Annotated in this window: 19 protein-coding genes; 18 read left to right on the forward strand and 1 reads right to left on the reverse strand. The window is 33.3% G+C overall.

Annotation, left to right across the window (positions count from 1 at the left end; all coding sequences use genetic code 11):
- Positions 1–159 precede the first annotated feature (159 nt).
- Complete coding sequence (locus tag KIH23_RS13820; RefSeq protein ID WP_262897467.1) at positions 160–282, reverse strand: hypothetical protein; 123 nt, start codon at positions 280–282, stop codon at positions 160–162.
- 473 nt (positions 283–755) lie between these two features.
- Here KIH23_RS13820 and KIH23_RS10025 point away from each other — a divergent pair, with 473 nt between their 5' ends.
- The 18 genes from KIH23_RS10025 to KIH23_RS10110 all read left to right on the forward strand — a co-directional run bounded on the left by KIH23_RS10025 (position 756) and on the right by KIH23_RS10110 (position 15,465).
- The gene (locus KIH23_RS10025; RefSeq protein ID WP_213213355.1) at positions 756–1,082 is read left to right on the forward strand and encodes a hypothetical protein; all 327 of its coding nucleotides are present in this window, start codon (positions 756–758) and stop codon (positions 1,080–1,082) included.
- Between the two features lie 81 nt (positions 1,083–1,163).
- Complete coding sequence (locus KIH23_RS10030) at positions 1,164–1,505, forward strand: hypothetical protein (RefSeq protein ID WP_213213356.1); 342 nt, start codon at positions 1,164–1,166, stop codon at positions 1,503–1,505.
- 630 nt (positions 1,506–2,135) lie between these two features.
- The gene (locus tag KIH23_RS10035; protein WP_213213357.1) at positions 2,136–2,645 is read left to right on the forward strand and encodes a hypothetical protein; all 510 of its coding nucleotides are present in this window, start codon (positions 2,136–2,138) and stop codon (positions 2,643–2,645) included.
- A 175-nt stretch (positions 2,646–2,820) separates the two neighbouring features.
- On the forward strand, positions 2,821–3,255 hold the full coding sequence (locus KIH23_RS10040; protein WP_213213358.1) for a hypothetical protein: 435 nt from the start codon (positions 2,821–2,823) through the stop codon (positions 3,253–3,255).
- Positions 3,256–3,426: 171 nt separating this feature from the next.
- On the forward strand, positions 3,427–3,927 hold the full coding sequence (locus KIH23_RS10045) for a hypothetical protein (protein ID WP_213213359.1): 501 nt from the start codon (positions 3,427–3,429) through the stop codon (positions 3,925–3,927).
- A 162-nt stretch (positions 3,928–4,089) separates the two neighbouring features.
- Positions 4,090–4,593, forward strand: coding sequence for a hypothetical protein (locus KIH23_RS10050; protein ID WP_213213360.1), 504 nt, complete (start codon positions 4,090–4,092; stop codon positions 4,591–4,593).
- 194 nt (positions 4,594–4,787) lie between these two features.
- Positions 4,788–5,093 carry a hypothetical protein gene (locus tag KIH23_RS10055; RefSeq protein WP_213213361.1) on the forward strand — a complete coding sequence of 102 codons (306 nt, stop codon included), beginning with the start codon at positions 4,788–4,790 and terminating at the stop codon, positions 5,091–5,093.
- Positions 5,094–5,824: 731 nt separating this feature from the next.
- Entirely contained in the window at positions 5,825–6,127 is a 303-nt protein-coding gene (locus tag KIH23_RS10060; RefSeq protein ID WP_213213362.1) for a hypothetical protein, read from the forward strand.
- A gap of 676 nt (positions 6,128–6,803) precedes the next feature.
- On the forward strand, positions 6,804–7,070 hold the full coding sequence (locus tag KIH23_RS10065) for a zinc ribbon domain-containing protein (RefSeq protein WP_249684893.1): 267 nt from the start codon (positions 6,804–6,806) through the stop codon (positions 7,068–7,070).
- A gap of 230 nt (positions 7,071–7,300) precedes the next feature.
- The gene (locus KIH23_RS10070) at positions 7,301–7,957 is read left to right on the forward strand and encodes a hypothetical protein (protein ID WP_213213363.1); all 657 of its coding nucleotides are present in this window, start codon (positions 7,301–7,303) and stop codon (positions 7,955–7,957) included.
- Positions 7,958–8,109: 152 nt separating this feature from the next.
- Positions 8,110–8,568 (forward strand): hypothetical protein, encoded by a 459-nt coding sequence (locus KIH23_RS10075; protein WP_213213364.1) that lies wholly within the window; start codon positions 8,110–8,112, stop codon positions 8,566–8,568.
- Positions 8,569–8,771: 203 nt separating this feature from the next.
- Complete coding sequence (locus tag KIH23_RS10080) at positions 8,772–9,266, forward strand: hypothetical protein (protein WP_213213365.1); 495 nt, start codon at positions 8,772–8,774, stop codon at positions 9,264–9,266.
- A gap of 48 nt (positions 9,267–9,314) precedes the next feature.
- Positions 9,315–9,626: a hypothetical protein gene (locus KIH23_RS10085; RefSeq protein ID WP_213213366.1), complete on the forward strand. Its 312-nt coding sequence runs from the start codon at positions 9,315–9,317 to the stop codon at positions 9,624–9,626.
- A 188-nt stretch (positions 9,627–9,814) separates the two neighbouring features.
- On the forward strand, positions 9,815–10,411 hold the full coding sequence (locus KIH23_RS10090) for a hypothetical protein (protein WP_213213367.1): 597 nt from the start codon (positions 9,815–9,817) through the stop codon (positions 10,409–10,411).
- Positions 10,412–11,049: 638 nt separating this feature from the next.
- Positions 11,050–12,543 (forward strand): hypothetical protein, encoded by a 1,494-nt coding sequence (locus KIH23_RS10095; protein WP_213213368.1) that lies wholly within the window; start codon positions 11,050–11,052, stop codon positions 12,541–12,543.
- 170 nt (positions 12,544–12,713) lie between these two features.
- Complete coding sequence (locus tag KIH23_RS10100) at positions 12,714–13,394, forward strand: hypothetical protein (RefSeq protein WP_213213369.1); 681 nt, start codon at positions 12,714–12,716, stop codon at positions 13,392–13,394.
- Positions 13,395–13,555: 161 nt separating this feature from the next.
- A complete protein-coding gene (locus KIH23_RS10105; protein WP_213213370.1) occupies positions 13,556–14,458 on the forward strand; it encodes an IS1595 family transposase in 903 nt (300 codons plus the stop codon).
- Complete coding sequence (locus tag KIH23_RS10110; protein WP_213213371.1) at positions 14,458–15,465, forward strand: P63C domain-containing protein; 1,008 nt, start codon at positions 14,458–14,460, stop codon at positions 15,463–15,465. Before KIH23_RS10105 ends, KIH23_RS10110 begins: the two co-directional genes overlap by 1 nt.
- Positions 15,466–15,468 lie beyond the last annotated feature (3 nt).

A 15,468-nucleotide genomic window follows, 5' to 3' on the forward strand; every position in this document is an offset into this window, starting at 1 on the left:
CAACAGCAGGTTTGCACAATAACTGCATCAGTGTTCAAGAAAGATATATTTTCCATATGTTTGTTTCATCTAACGGATTATACTCTGTTCCAAATTACCGTGACTGAGCAAACCCGCAACCGTTATGTGCGATGCTAAAAAAAACGTAGAAATGATAAATTATCCATTTAAACTTTGGCTAAAAACAATATGCATAGCTGTAGTTTTATTTTGTTTGAGTTCATTCATTTTGGCAGGAAATTTTGAAGACGATTTTTTGTCTTCTCTAATTTTTATTTTCATGTATTGCGTAGTTTTTTCTTTACCAACTTACATTATAATGATGTTGATATATAGAAAAATGAAAAGTAACTTTAATCAAAAAAGTAAATATATTTTTTCGGTTTTAGCTATCATTCTAATGCTAATTTCATGTTTAGTCGTATTTGGAAAAGAAAGCTATAATCCAAATAAAAATTACGGAGGATTGAGTTTTTCTATTCTTTTTACTGTAAGCATTATCATGGCAACTTTGATAACTAAATATAAACCAAACACTTAAACAAAGCACCCCACATAACACTTGCTAAGCGCCATTGCTTGACTTTGTTGGCTTTAAGCTTGTTTTTTACGAGAAAATTCTATCTTAGCGGAGCGAACTCTGCTCGCTGTTCCGCAACGTTCGCCTAGCAAGAGAACGTTATTGCTAAACGCATTTTCGAGCCGCAAAAAAACGAACTTCCGAAATTGCCAATCTGAACTTTTAAATCGCGCTGTTGAAAATCTTGCTCGACTTTGTCGTGATTTTGGAAACCAACTTCTCGCCTATTTCATTTTTCAATTTGGAGAAAACGCTGGAAAAACTTTGCGTGAAAATCGGAACGAAAACTTTGTGTGTCAACAGCGCTAAAAAAAAATTGCTTCGCAACAAGTTTTTATTTTTTTCAAGCTTTGCGTTGAAGCAATTCCGGCGAAACAAAACTGTGCGTGAAAACTGGTCGCAAACTTTGAACTTAAAAGCGTCAAGCAATAACAGCGGTCATAACTTATGGCTGGATTTTCTTAGCTTTATGTTCAGCTTTCACGTTTTTTATTTAGCTTAGCGGAGCGTACGCGGCTCGCTTTTCCGCCACAAGATATGGCCGCAAAACGTTAGCGATAATCTTTAACGACCGTAAATAGATATGAAGAATTTAGTGATAGTTTTTCTGTTTTTTGGAGTAATTTCAAGTTGTAAAACAAGTTCTGCCAAAATGGAAAGAATTTATTCATTGAATGACTCAACTGAAGACAAATTTTATTTGCTCAACATAATTTATGAAAATCAAAAAAATGGAACTTTGGGCGGCAGACCAATGGTGATTATAGACAGTAGTGTAAAATTTCATTATTGCATGCCAAACTTTGATAAACTTAATATTAGTAAATCAGAAATTAAAAAATTAAAAATAACCGAAGCTTCAAAATGCATAAAACTTTATGGAGCGGCTGCTGAATTTGGACTAATCGAAATATATACTTATTAAAGAAAGACTATCGCTAACCGCGGTCATAACTCATGGCTTGATTTTCTTAGCTTTACGTTTGTTTTTCACGCAGAAATTCTATCTTAGCGGAGAGTACGCGGCTCGCTTCTCCGCCACGAGATATGGCCGCAAACCGTTATAGCCAAACGCATTTTCGAGCCGCAAAAAAACGAACTTCCGTAATTGCAAGTCTGAACTTTTAAATCGCGCTGTTGAAAATCTTGCTCAACTTTGTCGTGAATTTTTCAAGCATTTTCAAAACGGAGATTTCGCTGCTTTCTGTAATCATTTCGTAAAAACTTTACTTGAAAAACGAGACGAAAACGAAACGCAAACTTTGTGTGTCAACAGCGCTTAAATTAATTTGCTTCGCAACAAGTTTTTATTTTTTTAAGCTTTGCGTTGAAGCAATTCCGGCGAAACAAATCTGTGCGTGAATACTGTGCGCAAACTTTGAACTTAAAAGCGTCTGGGCTATAACAGCGGTCATAACTTATGGCTGGATTTTCTTAGCTTCATGTTTGGTTTTCACGTTTTTTGTTTAGCTTAGCGGAGCGTACGCGGCTCGCTTTTTCGCCACAAGATATGGCCGCAAAACGTTATGAGCAACTTTGAAAGAAACAAACGATAATGAAAGTAGACTATAATTATAAAAATGTTTGGACAAATTTTAGTGGAATAGTTATATTCTTCATTATTCCACTTACAATTGTAATGATTAAATCTCCTAAACCTGCAAGTGTAATTTTTACGACTATATTGCTTCTAATTTTCGGTTCATCAATCTATATGTTTATTAAAAGTTTTATTAGAAGCTTAAATAAATTACCTGCAATTGAACTAACAGAAGAATTTTATATAGATAATCTTAATGGTGTGAAAATTCCTTGGAGCAATGTTATAAGTGTTGGCACAATTAATTTAGGAATGTGGTCTTTCTTATCGTTGGATTTAAGCGACAATTCAATTTTCTATAAGCAGATTGAAAATCCAATACAAAGTTTATTATTTAGATTTGAAACTTTATTAACTGGAACCTCAATGAAAACTAATATAAGTTTAGTTGATGGTAAAAATGAAGATGTATTCTGGAAAGTTTTCAATTTTCACAAGCAAATAAAAAACAAAAGCTGCTCATAACCGCGGTCATGACTTATGGCTTTATTTTCTTAGTTTCAAGTCTATTTTTCACGTAGAAATTCTATCTTAGCGGAGCGTACTCGGCTCGCTTGTCCGCCACAAGACATGGCCGCCAAACGTTACCGGCAATTTAAACGCAGACTCAAGAATCTAACGCAATTTAAAAATAAATTAAATGAGGAAATATATATTATTAACTTCACTCCTACTGTCGATTTGTTGCTATTCACAATTTTCAGATTATAATAATACAATTGGATTTGCCTGCGGAGGTGCTGGCTCGTCAACACCAATAATAAAAAAAACTTACTCATTACTAAACACAAAGAAGTATAGTAAGTTTATTGAAATGCTCTATTCAAAAAACTCAGCAGAAAATTTTCTTGGCGTAGTTGTATCAGAAATATTGAAAAAAAAGAAATTGATAGTTCTTTCTCAAAAAGATTTAAACAGAATTTCAGAGCTTTATAATTCAGATACAGAAGTTGAATTTTGTAGTGGCTGTTCCGATTTCGGTTTTGAAAAGATATCGAAAATGCTCAATCAAACTGATAAAGCTAAAATGAGAGAGGAAGCAGAGATTGAAATAAATTCGATATTTAAAAAATAAACTGCCGGTAACCGCGCATGAAGCGCCATTGCTTGATTTTGTTGACTTCATGCTTGGTTTTCACGTAAAAATTCTATCTTAGCGGAGCATACGCTGCTCGCTGTTCCGCAACGTTCGCCTATGCGCAACACGTTATGTGACATAGCTTGAAAACCGCATAAAAAACAAAATATGAAAACATTTATAATCATTACATTATCGATATTTAGCTTGTCAATATACTCGCAAAATGACAAACCAAAGAGAAAATCATACAAACTAGAGATAGCAGCCAACGAAACTCAACAATACGCGATGGATGTGGAAGAAAGTCCATATTTTGTAAAAGAAAAAATTCTTCAAATTTATTGTAATGAAAAAGTTTTTGTCGAATGTGAAATCCAAGGTGATTCAATAAGCAAAATGAAAGTTGTTGAGAAAAATCTCAATCCAGAAAAAACAATTATAATTGAATTTACTCAAGATTCGGAAAATAGAAAAGAGATTCGAACTGATTTAAATGTAAAAAATCCTTTTGCAAGAACTCTACGATATGGAGCTTTAATGTTTACACCAATAAGTCAACAATGGAAACCGACATCAATTATTCCAATTAGACCAAACCTGCAAAATTATGAAATGTGGCCACATTCAATTATTACTTTGGTGTTAGAAAATTGGCAATTAGAATAAAATGCTACGTCACATAACCCTACCTACGCGAGCAACGCTGGTTTTTCCTAACTTCACGCTTGGTTTTCACGAAGAAATTCTATCTTAGCGGAGAATACTCGGTTCGCATTTTCCGCGCAGTCGCGTAGCTAGCAACCGTTACCAGCAAGTTTTAAAAGCACTATGATAAATAGAGAAAATGAACATTACAAATCATACACTGAAACTAAGCGTAGAATGTTTCGTATCGTAACAGTATTTCTTGTAATTAGTTCAATTATTTTTATAATTCCCAATCTGTCAAATGATTTAGATGATTACACAAAGAGTGTTGAGTTTTTTGAAAGCTCAAAATTTAATACAATAAAAAGAGAAAAAGGATTTACAACATTGGAAGATGTAGAATTGGTAATCACTATGCAAAACGGCAGAAAATGGACTTTCACTGAACAATATGATAAATACTGGGAAGAATTAGGGAATCCAAAAAATGTAGGTAAAAAATTTACTATTTATACTAAAGGCTTTGTAGATACAAATCCATCACAAGTTGAAATTGAAAATGAAATAGTATACAATTTACAGACATCAATGCCTTCAAAATATTTACTGCTTTTATTGACCGCTATTTTTGTTGTTATATCAGTTAAAGATTATAGAAAGCAGAAAACTTTGAAAGTAATGTAAACCTGCTGGTAACAGCGGTCATGACTTATGGCTTTATTTTTCAAGCTTCTAGCCTATTTTTTACGAACAAAATTCTATCTTAGCGGAGCGTACGCGGCTCGCCTTTCCGCCACAAGACATGGCCGCAAAACGTTGGCGGCAAGCATAAATCCTGCTTAGCTTGAACAATTTGCTAAATAATAAAATATAGATATATGGATGAGGATCAAAAAATTGAAATTGCTTCTGTTCCAACTTGGCTAAGAATATTGAATATATTAACCTTATTTCCTATTTTAGTTTGGCCTTTTTTATTTTTTCAAGTTGACGATTTCCTAGATAGTGATATTAAATACAAATGGATTATTTTAACATTAGAGATAATTTATCCATTGATATTAATTGGTAATGTTTTTTTAACTAATAAACTCTGTAAAAATGGATATCAGAATGCAGCAATTACTATTTCGATAGCATTGGCAATTCTAATTTTATATCCATTTTGTTTAATATTTTTCTAGTGAAATTTTTAAAAAGTTTATAAAAAGAATGCCAGCCGCCAACAGCGGTCATAACTTATGGCTGGATTTTCTTGGCTTTATGTTCAGCTTTCACGTTTTTTATTTAGCTTAGCGGAGCGTACGCGGCTCGCTTTTCCGCCACAAGATATGGCCGCAAAACGTTATTGCTAAACGCATTTTCGAGCCTCAAAAAAACGAACTTCCGCAATTGCCAATCTGACTTTTTAAATCGCGCTGTTGAAATTCTTGCTCAACTTTGTCGTGAATTTTTTGAAACCAACTTTTCGCCTTTTTCATTTTTCAATTTGGAGAAAACGCTGGCAAAACTTTGCGTGAAAATTAGACCGAAAACTTTGTGTGTCAACAGCGCTAAAATTAGTTTGCTTCGCAACAAGTTTTTATTTTTTTCAAGCTTTGCGTTGAAGCAATTCCGGTGAAACAAAACTGTGCGTGAAAACTGGTCGCAAACTTTGAACTTAAAAGCGTCAAGCAATAACAGCGGTCATAACTTATGGCTGGATTTTCTTAGCTTTATGTTTAGTTTTCACGTTTTTTGTTTAGCTTAGCGGAGCGTACGCGGCTCGCGTTTCCGCCACAAGATATGGCCGCAAAACGTTATGCGACATTTAATTACAATCGGATAAATTATGAATAAACTCTTGGTATTAATTTTATTTGTAGTTATAAATACTTCGTTTTCATCTTTCCAAAGAGAACAAAATAAATTGCTCATGAAAACATGGGTTTTAAGTAAATTCGACATAAAAAACATTAAAGAAAGAACATATAAGTCAGCTAAAGAATTTGAAAACAATTACGGTTTGCAATTTATGCCGAATGGTAAATTGATATTGAAAGAAAATGAAAGTTGGTGTCCAACTGGAAATGATAAAATCAATTTTGAGAAAATAAATGGAAAATGGAAAAGAATTTCAGATTCAGTTATTACAATTTCATGGAGAAAAAAAGGTGAAAAACTGTTGATTCTAAAGCTAACTGAAAATGAATTAACTGTAAGAAGAATCGCTTATTAGTAAACGTCGCATAACCGCGCATGAAGCGCCATTGCTTGATTTTGTTGGCTTTATATCAGTTTTTCACGTAAAAATTTTATCTTAGCGGAGCATACGCTGCTCGCTGTTCCGCAACGTTCGCCTATGCGCAACACGTTATTGCTAAACGCATTTTCGAGCCGCAAAAAAAACGAACTTCCGCAATTGCTAATCTGAACTTTTAAATCGCGCTGTTGAAATTCTTGATCAACTTTGTCGTGATTTTGGAAACCAACTTCTCGCCTTTTTCATTTTTCAATTTGGAGAAAACGCTGGCAAAACTTTGCGTGAAAATCGGAACGAAAACTTTGTGTGTCAACAGCGCTTAAAAAATTTGCTTCGCAACAAGTTTTTATTTTTTTCCAAACTTTACGTTGAAGCAATTCCGGCGAAACAAATCTGTGCGTGAAAACTGGTCGCAAACTTTGAACTTAAAAGCGTCAAGCAATAACAGCGGTCATAACTTATAGCTGGATTTTGTTATCTTTATGTTCAGCTTTCACGTTTTTTATTTAGCTTAGCGGAGCGTACGCGGCTCGCTTTTCCGCCACAAGATATGGCCGCAAACCGTTAGCCGCAAGCTTAAACAACGTGACAATCCGAGTTCTTCTGTGAAACATAAACTTTGAAACTTTATCTTTGAATTAAAATAAACAACATGACAGATTATAGGAATTGCCAATCTTGCGGAATGCCGCTAAAACGAGATGAAAAAAAGGGTGGTACAAATGCTGACGGAAGCATTAGTAAAATGTATTGTTCTTACTGCTTTGAAAATGGCGAGTTTATTTACAAAGGAAATGATGTGAACGAGTTTCAAGAATATTGTAAGCAAAAAATGATTGAAGGTGGACATTCAAGATTTATTTCTTGGCTATTTACAAGAGGAATGCGGAGGTTAACCAGATGGAAAAACAACGTTTAGCAGTTCATTCAAGTTACGGGCTGTTCAAAATTGGACTGATTTTCTTTCGCGTAAAAAAGCCAGCGGCTAACACTTGCTAAGCGCCATTGCTTGATTTTGTTGGCTTTGCGCTTGTTTTTCACGTAAAAACTTTATCTTAGCGGAGCTTACTCGGCTCGCTTTTCCGCAACGCGCGCCTAGCAAGAGAACGTTAGGCGCAAGCATAAAAAAATCGTCTCAAAATCGATCTTATGTATACAATTCATTTAATTTGTACGAGTCACGCAGATAATGGAATGTGCAATTCGATTGAATTGTTCAAGCTTTTTAAGCAAATTGAACCAGAAGTAATATTTGAAGAACTTCCTCCTTCTTTTTACGAGAAATTTTACATAGAAAAAAGCCATAGCAATTTAGAGACAAACGCAATCAAAATGTATTTGGAAGCTAGCGAAATAAAACAGGTACAAGTAGATTCGGATGATATTCCAAACGAAACATTTTTTCACAATTATAAAAAACTAATTAGTAAAGTAGAAGGGCGCACTAACATAAACGGCTTTAATTTTAGAAGACTTATTTATCAGAAAAAAATCTATACAAACTTATACGGATTCAATTTTATCAATAGCGATAATTGTATGGAAATCAACAATGGAATTTATGAGGCGATTGAAAATGAGGTCCAACAATTAAAAGATAAAGATTTAGATGAAATACTAAGTTGCTGGAAAAATGTAAATGAAAAACGAGAAAATTTTATGCTTCAAAATATTTATGATTTCAGTAAGAATCATCAATATAAAAAAGCGATTTTCATGATTGGCCATGCACATCGCAAATCGATAATCTCAAAAATTCAAAATTATAATGAAAGTCACGAAATAAGACTGAATTGGGTTTATTAAAATGCCTCCGCCTAACAGCGTATAAGCGCCATCGCTTGATTTTGTTGACTTTATGTTTGGTGTTCACGAAAAAAAATTATCTTAGCGGAGCGTACGCGATTCGACGTTCCGCGACGTTCGCCTATACGCAACACGTTATAGGCAAATTTAGAATGACAGCAACCGAAGACATAAGAGATATTTTTTCAATCCTACACGATGGGACAATTTCTGCGTGGACGGGAGACAAAAACTTGTTGACTGTGACGGTTGACTGTGAATATTTGGCGGAACGAATAGATAAGTCATTTGACAAGTTTTACGTGGAGCTAATCAATGTGTTCAAATTAGAACTTGACCCGTGGACAAATCCGATTGACCTTCCAACTATTGTAAAGACCAACTATGCAGACATTTTTAAAGCGGAACTTGAAATACTTTCAGCAGACATCAAAGATGACGTTGTAGTGATAACATGCAACCAACACGACACAAGCTTTGACTATTGCGGTGGTAACTTGACAATTAGTTGCCAGACAATAAAAGTGTTTGACCAAAATAAAAACGAATTAACAATAGAACAGTTCGGAGAAATATGTAAAAACTATTGGGACGAATGGAGCAAGAAATAAAATCTGCCTATAACCGCGCATGAAGCGCCATTGCTTGATTTTGTTAGCTTTATGCTTGGTTTTCACGTAAAAAATCTATCTTAGCGGAGCATACGCTTTTCGCTGTTCCGCAACGTTCGCCTATGCGCAACACGTTAGCGGTCATGCTAAAACATAATAACGATTTAAAAATAATTCAACAAAATATTTAATCTCAAATCAATATGAAAACTTCATTATCAAAAAAAATTATAATTATTATTTCATTCATTTTTACAACTCCGAATATAATTGCACAATCAAAAAAAGATTCTGAAGAGTGGATTAAATCAATTATTGAAGATGTAGAATATCGATTCAATGCATATCATAACTATGAAGTTTATTTCAGTAACGGGAATTTAATTATTGAACAGCCTTGGCTTTCAAAAAATTTATATGAAAGTATAATTCCTCTAAAATCATTAGGAAAAATTAAAATTCAAAAACTAGATGATGGTTACAAAATGACTTTAATTTGTGCAAATGGGAAATGTATTAAAACAGGAGAATATGTTGGTGAAAATTTTAGCGAATATAAATTCATTAATAATTCCAGTAATACTGTGATAATGTTTGGTCTACAATTTCAAAATGATCAACTACCTGAAAGATTAAAAAAAGCCTTTACACATTTAGTTAACTTAAATGGAGGAAAATTAACTGGTGAAACTTTCTAAAATTAATTAATTAAAAAAAATATTATTGCAATTTTAAAATTGAAAAATATGATAAATAATCAGAAAATTATTCATAAAAGATTTCAAAAAAACTATAGTGAAGGCGCAATTGAAGTACAATTAAACTTTGTGATTGAAGAAAACTTAATAGAAATTACAAATATGCAAATACACGGAACATTTGATTCAGGTTTACCAAACTCACCAAAAATTGAACAAATAAACAACAAAGTTTTTTTAGTTTCTCAATATATAAACATTGATGGAAAAATTGTACTTACAAGAATAGTTGGAAACAATTATGCAGATGATATTTTAGAGGAAATTTTAAAGCTAAAAAAGGAGATTTCTGAAAACTAAATATTTTAATAATAATGCATAAAGCACGAACCGCTAACCGCGCATGAAGCGCCATTGCTTGATTTTGTTGGCTTTATGCTTGGTTTTCACGTAAAAATTTTATCTTAGCGGAGCATACGCTGTTCGCTGTTCCGCAACGTTCGCCTATGCGCAACACGTTGTGGGCAAGCTATGAAAAAACCGGTAACATGAAACGATTCGTTATACTTTTTACAATATTCAATTTGATAATTGGTTGTGCTTCATTTTCTAAAAAAGTAGCATTTGAAAATAACGCTATCATAAATGAAGAATCAATCAAACAACTAAATGGAACTTATGAGATCGGAATTACAAAAGCAATAACAAAATTTGAAAATTTAAAGCCTGTGACTATTGAAAAAGATTCAATTAATAGATTAGGGTTGTATGAAATTCTAAAAGAAACAAATCAAGAGTTAAGAGAAGATATAAAAAATAATATAGAAAGCTACCATGTCAAAATTGAAGTGAAAAATAAGAATACGATATTTTTTGCTTTACTCAAAAATGAAAAGTTGATTGACAGTAGCAAAATGAAATTTAAATTAAAAGATGGATTTGTCTATTTGAAAAATAAAAACTTTAAAACATTTGGTGTTCCAATTATAGCTGGCAACTTTGAATTGAATAGAACAAAAATTGGCTTAAACAATAGTAAGAATTTGATTCTTTATAATTCATATTTTCTTTACGGTGCAATCTTAGTGATTATTGGAGATACAAAGAAATCCAATATAGCTTGCGAATATAAGCGCAAAATTTAGCCAGCCCACAACAGCGCATGAAGCGCCATTGCTTGATTTTGTTGACTTTATGCTTGGTTTTCACGTAAAAATTTTATCTTAGCGGAGCATACGCTGCTCGCTGTTCCGCAACGTTCGCCTATGCGCAACACGTTGGCAGCAAGCGCATTTTCGAGCCGCAAAAAACGAACTTCCGTAATTGCTAATCTGATTTTCTAAATCGCGCTGTTGAAAATCTTGATCAACTTTGTCGTGAATTTTTCAAGCTTTTTCAAAACGGAGATTTCGCTGCTTTCTGAAATCATTTCGTAAAACTTTGCGTGAAAAACGAAATGTAAAAACAGAACGTAAACTTTGCGTGTCAACAGCGCTAAAAAATTGCTGCGCAACAAGTTTTTATTTTTTTCCAAACTTTACGTTGAAGCAATTCCGGCTAAACAATTCTGTGCGTGAAAACTGTGCGCAAACTTTGAACTTAAAAGCGCCAACCTGCCAACAGCGTATAAGCGCCATCGCTTGATTTTGTTAGCTTTATGTTTGGCGTTCACGAAAAAAAATTATCTTAGCGGAGCGTACGCGATTCGCTGTTCCGCGACGTTCGCCTATACGCAGACCGTTAGCTGCAAGGCAAAAAGCCACCATACACTAAATTAGAAATAATGAAAAAATTTACGGAACAATATCAGGAATATATTGAATGGGAAGTTATAAACGAAACTGATGAAATTTCTGAAATTGTATTTGAAAATGAACATTATAAAGTCAATCCAGAAGCAACAATTGTATTTTCAAGAGATTTACAATATAAGTTAGTTGCAACTTTGCAAAATTTGAATGCATTTGCAGAAATTAATCGTAATCATGGTGAGCTAGGTAGCATTGTAGAAAATGAAAATCTTATCGGTTATTCAAGAGATAAAAAAATTAAATATAGAATCAATGGTGTAGTATTAAGCGGTGCGTCTACCAATCATAATTTCGAATCAAACACAACAACGATAAAGTCTGATGTGATTTTTAATTCAATAGAAAAAGTTCGTCTTGATAACCATAATAAAACTTCAATAATTCATGAATGGTATTTATGCGGCAAGCCAGAAATGTATTTTCCAAGAGGCACAAATAGAAAAATTGAAAAAAAGCATACTAGAACAAGATTATCAATTGATGATGAGAATGATTTTAAAACTTCGCAAAGCCAAGGTGGCGGAAACGATTTCTTTCTTATTGAAACAGAAAATATCTCAGTTCTTGTTGGAAAAGTTCCTGAAATTTTTGGCCCAAATTGGTCTTTCAATTTAGTATTTGAATATCGTGAAGCATTAAAACCAATTCCTGACAAACAAATTCGAGAAGCTATTTCAGAATTAGTAGGTTTTATCTTTGGACATCAATTATTTAAAATTGGAGAAGCATCATATAGCGATTCATATTACTTTACGGAGCAACATTATCAAAATCCAAATGGAATGAATGTAGTTAATATCTGTAAAAAGATGGGATTTACTCCAGTTAATATTCATGATTTTCATAGATACAACAACGTTGAAATTCTAATAAATAGGCTGTTGCCTGAATATTTAAAATCACGTGACAAACTCAAATTGAATGGTGCATTAACAAAGTTTTGGTTAGCAAAATATTCTCCACTTGGAGCAAATTTACCTATTCTTTCTAGTTCTGTAGAAAGTCTTGCTGCACAGATTCTAAAACTTCATCCTGAGAAAAAGCAATACTACATTGAACAATCAAAGTTCACAAAACTAATTAAAGATGAACTAGAATCAATTTCAAAGAAAATTGACACAATCAAATTAGAAGACCCAACTCATCGAGAGATAATTCTTAATAAGATTAAAGGTTCTTCACAACGAGGCGCGAACGAAAAATTATTTATGATGTTTGAAATACTTGAATTGCCAGTTGGTGAGATAGAAAAAGAAGCTATTAAAGCTAGAAATAAAATGGCACATACATCATTTGGAGATATCTCAGACGAAGAAATCATAAAGACTATACATTTGACACATGCATATGAATCGCTTTTTAATAGAATTATTTTAAAAATTTTATCGTATGATGGAGATTATATAGATTATTACACTTTAGGCTTTCCAAGTAGAAACATTAATGAATTTATTCCAAAAGCGTAAATGCCCTCCAGCTAACAGCGGTCATGACTTATGGCTTGATTTTCCTTGCTTTATGTTCGGTTTTCACGTTTTTTGTTTAGCTTAGCGGAGCGTACGCGGCTCGCTTGTCCGCCACAAGACATGGCCGCAAAACGTTGTAGGCAATTTTTGGAAACCGGTAAATTGAAAATATGAGCTCAGAAGAATTATATCCTGTTAATGAAGAAACATTAGAAATGTTGCAGAAAAAACTTCTTGAAGTAAATGAGCGACTTAATGAAGAAATACAAATTTTACATAAAGCGGAAACCAACAAAAATGTTTTATTCAAACTTACTAGTATTAATTATTCTTTAGTAAACAGAACTGTTGAATTGAATAACGGATTTATCACTTTATTTTCTTGTAAAAATTATATTTCCGCTATTTCATTATTAAGGTTACAAATTGAAAATTGCTTAAGATTATTTGGTTTTACAATAATGGATGATATGCCTAATTGTTTAGAGAAATTTATCAATGGTGAAGAATATAAAAACTTAACAGGGAATAATGGGAATAAACTTTATGATTCATATTTGGCAAAAGAAATAGACAAAAAATGGCCTGAACATAATTTTTTAGAAACCTATAAACAGTATTGTGAATTTGTCCATTTTAGTGGTTTTTATCAAAACTTAAATAATCATTTTGAAGAAAAAGAAAATGGACTTTCGTCAATATTATATTTAGGTGGCGGAAATAATATGCCACATTTTACAATCTTAAATAAAATCAATTATACATTGAGTATGTTTTACTCGTCTGTAATTATATATAAATTGTTTAGAGAATATAGAAAGAGAATGGAAGAAGTTTTAGTTAATTATTAAAACTGCCTACAACCGCGGTCATGACTTATGGCTATATTTTCTTAGCTTCTCGCCTATTTTTCACGTAGAAATTCTATCGGTAATTATATACAATTTTGCAGTAAATAATTTTGTTTACTGCAAATAACTTCTTATCTTTGGTTCATCAAAAACACAGAACCATGTTTAATAAAGAAGTAAAATCAGTTTTAGACCTTATCCAAGCGTTCCCAAATGAGCAAGCATGTATTGAGCATTTAGAAAAATTACGTTGGAACGGAAACGTTGTTAGTCCGTTTGATGCTTCGTCAAAGGTTTACAAAACCAAAACTGGTTATCAATGCAAAAATACGGGTAAAAACTTCAATGTTAGAACCAACACTATTTTTGATAATACAAAACTCCCTTTGGTTAAATGGTTCTTAGCTATTTGGATTGTTACTTCACACAAAAAAGGTATTTCATCTTTACAACTTAGCCGAGATTTAGATATAACTCAAAAATCAGCTTGGTTTATGCTTCAAAGAATCCGTCAATGCTTTGGTATTGAAAACGACAACCAATTAGAAAACGAGGTTGAAGTTGACGAAACATTCGTAGGTGGTAAAGAAACCAATAAACACGCTGACAAAAAATCTGACAACCCACACGCAGGAGATAAAGCCGTGGTTATGGGAATGATTGAGCGCGGTGGCAAAGTAAATGCAAAACACGTTGATAATAGAACGGTTAAAACTTTGACCGCTGAAATAGTATCAGTTGTTAAGTCAGGTTCTACTGTTTACTCTGATGAATGGTTAGGCTACAACAAATTAAGACGTATTTACGACCATAGCGTAGTTAAGCACAACGCACACCAATACGTTGATGGTAGAATCCACACAAACACAATTGAGGGCTTCTGGTCGCTTTTAAAACGAGGTATTTTCGGAATCTATCACTTTACATCTAAAAAACACTTACAACTTTACGTTGATGAGTTTGTTTTCAGATACAATAGCCGTAATATTACATCAGAAAACAGATTTGATTTGATGTTAGGGAATATGGAAAATCGTTTAACTTATAAAGAATTGATTGGATAATGGCAAAACTACTAAAAGCAACGCATGAAGGAAAACTTCCTATTGGCGAAAATGAATTAAATGTAGCGGTTTTAGAGGACGGAACTAGAATAATAACTCAATCGGCTGTCTTTAAGGCATTTGGCAGAACAAAAAGAGGTCGCGCAAAAGAAGATTTAAGGGTGCTCAACAGACCCGCTTTTGTGGATGCTAAGAACGTTCAGCCCTTTATTGGCGAGGACTTAGATAGGGTGCTCAATACCATCATTTATACTGACAAAAAAGGAAATAAAGCAGAAGGTTATAATGCTGAAATTTTACCATTATTATCCAAAGTCTACTTAGATGCTCGTGCTGCCGGAAAACTTGCCACGCAACAAATACCGCTAGCAAGGGCTTCTGAAATACTATTATTAGCCCTTTCAAAGGTTGGTATTATCGCTTTGGTTGATGAGGCAACCGGATATCAATACGAACGTGAAAAAGATGCGCTACAAGTTGTTTTAAAAGCCTATATTTCACAAGAGCTGCTAAAGTGGCAAAAGATGTTTCCTGACCAATTTTATTATAATATATTCAGGCTTAACGGTTGGGATTATACAGTTAGTGGAATTAAGAAAAGACCTGGGGTTATTGGTAAATGGACGAATGAACTTATATATAATCAGTTGCCAAAGGGAGTTTTAGACGAATTGAAGTCCAGAACTCCAAAAAGCGATGAAGGAAACTACACGGCTAGATTTTTTCAAAGTTTAACTCCAGATATTGGTCACCCCGCTTTGACCGCTCAAATTTACAAGGTTGTTGGTATAATGGAAATATCTAGGACTTGGGATGAATTTAAAAGCAACTTCAATCGCATGGTTGATAGAGCAAACGGTCAAACGGAACTTGACTTTGATAAAATTGAGCAAGAAGTAAGCAAAACCGTAAGTGTTGATTTGCCGCAACTATCTAACTTCAATAAAGACCTAAAAACAGCATTAAATTTTGTTCCGAATAAACAAAAAGAAAAGCCCTCTAATTGAGGG

Source organism: Flavobacterium sp. CYK-55, assembly GCF_018413465.1.
GTDB lineage: Bacteria > Bacteroidota > Bacteroidia > Flavobacteriales > Flavobacteriaceae > Flavobacterium.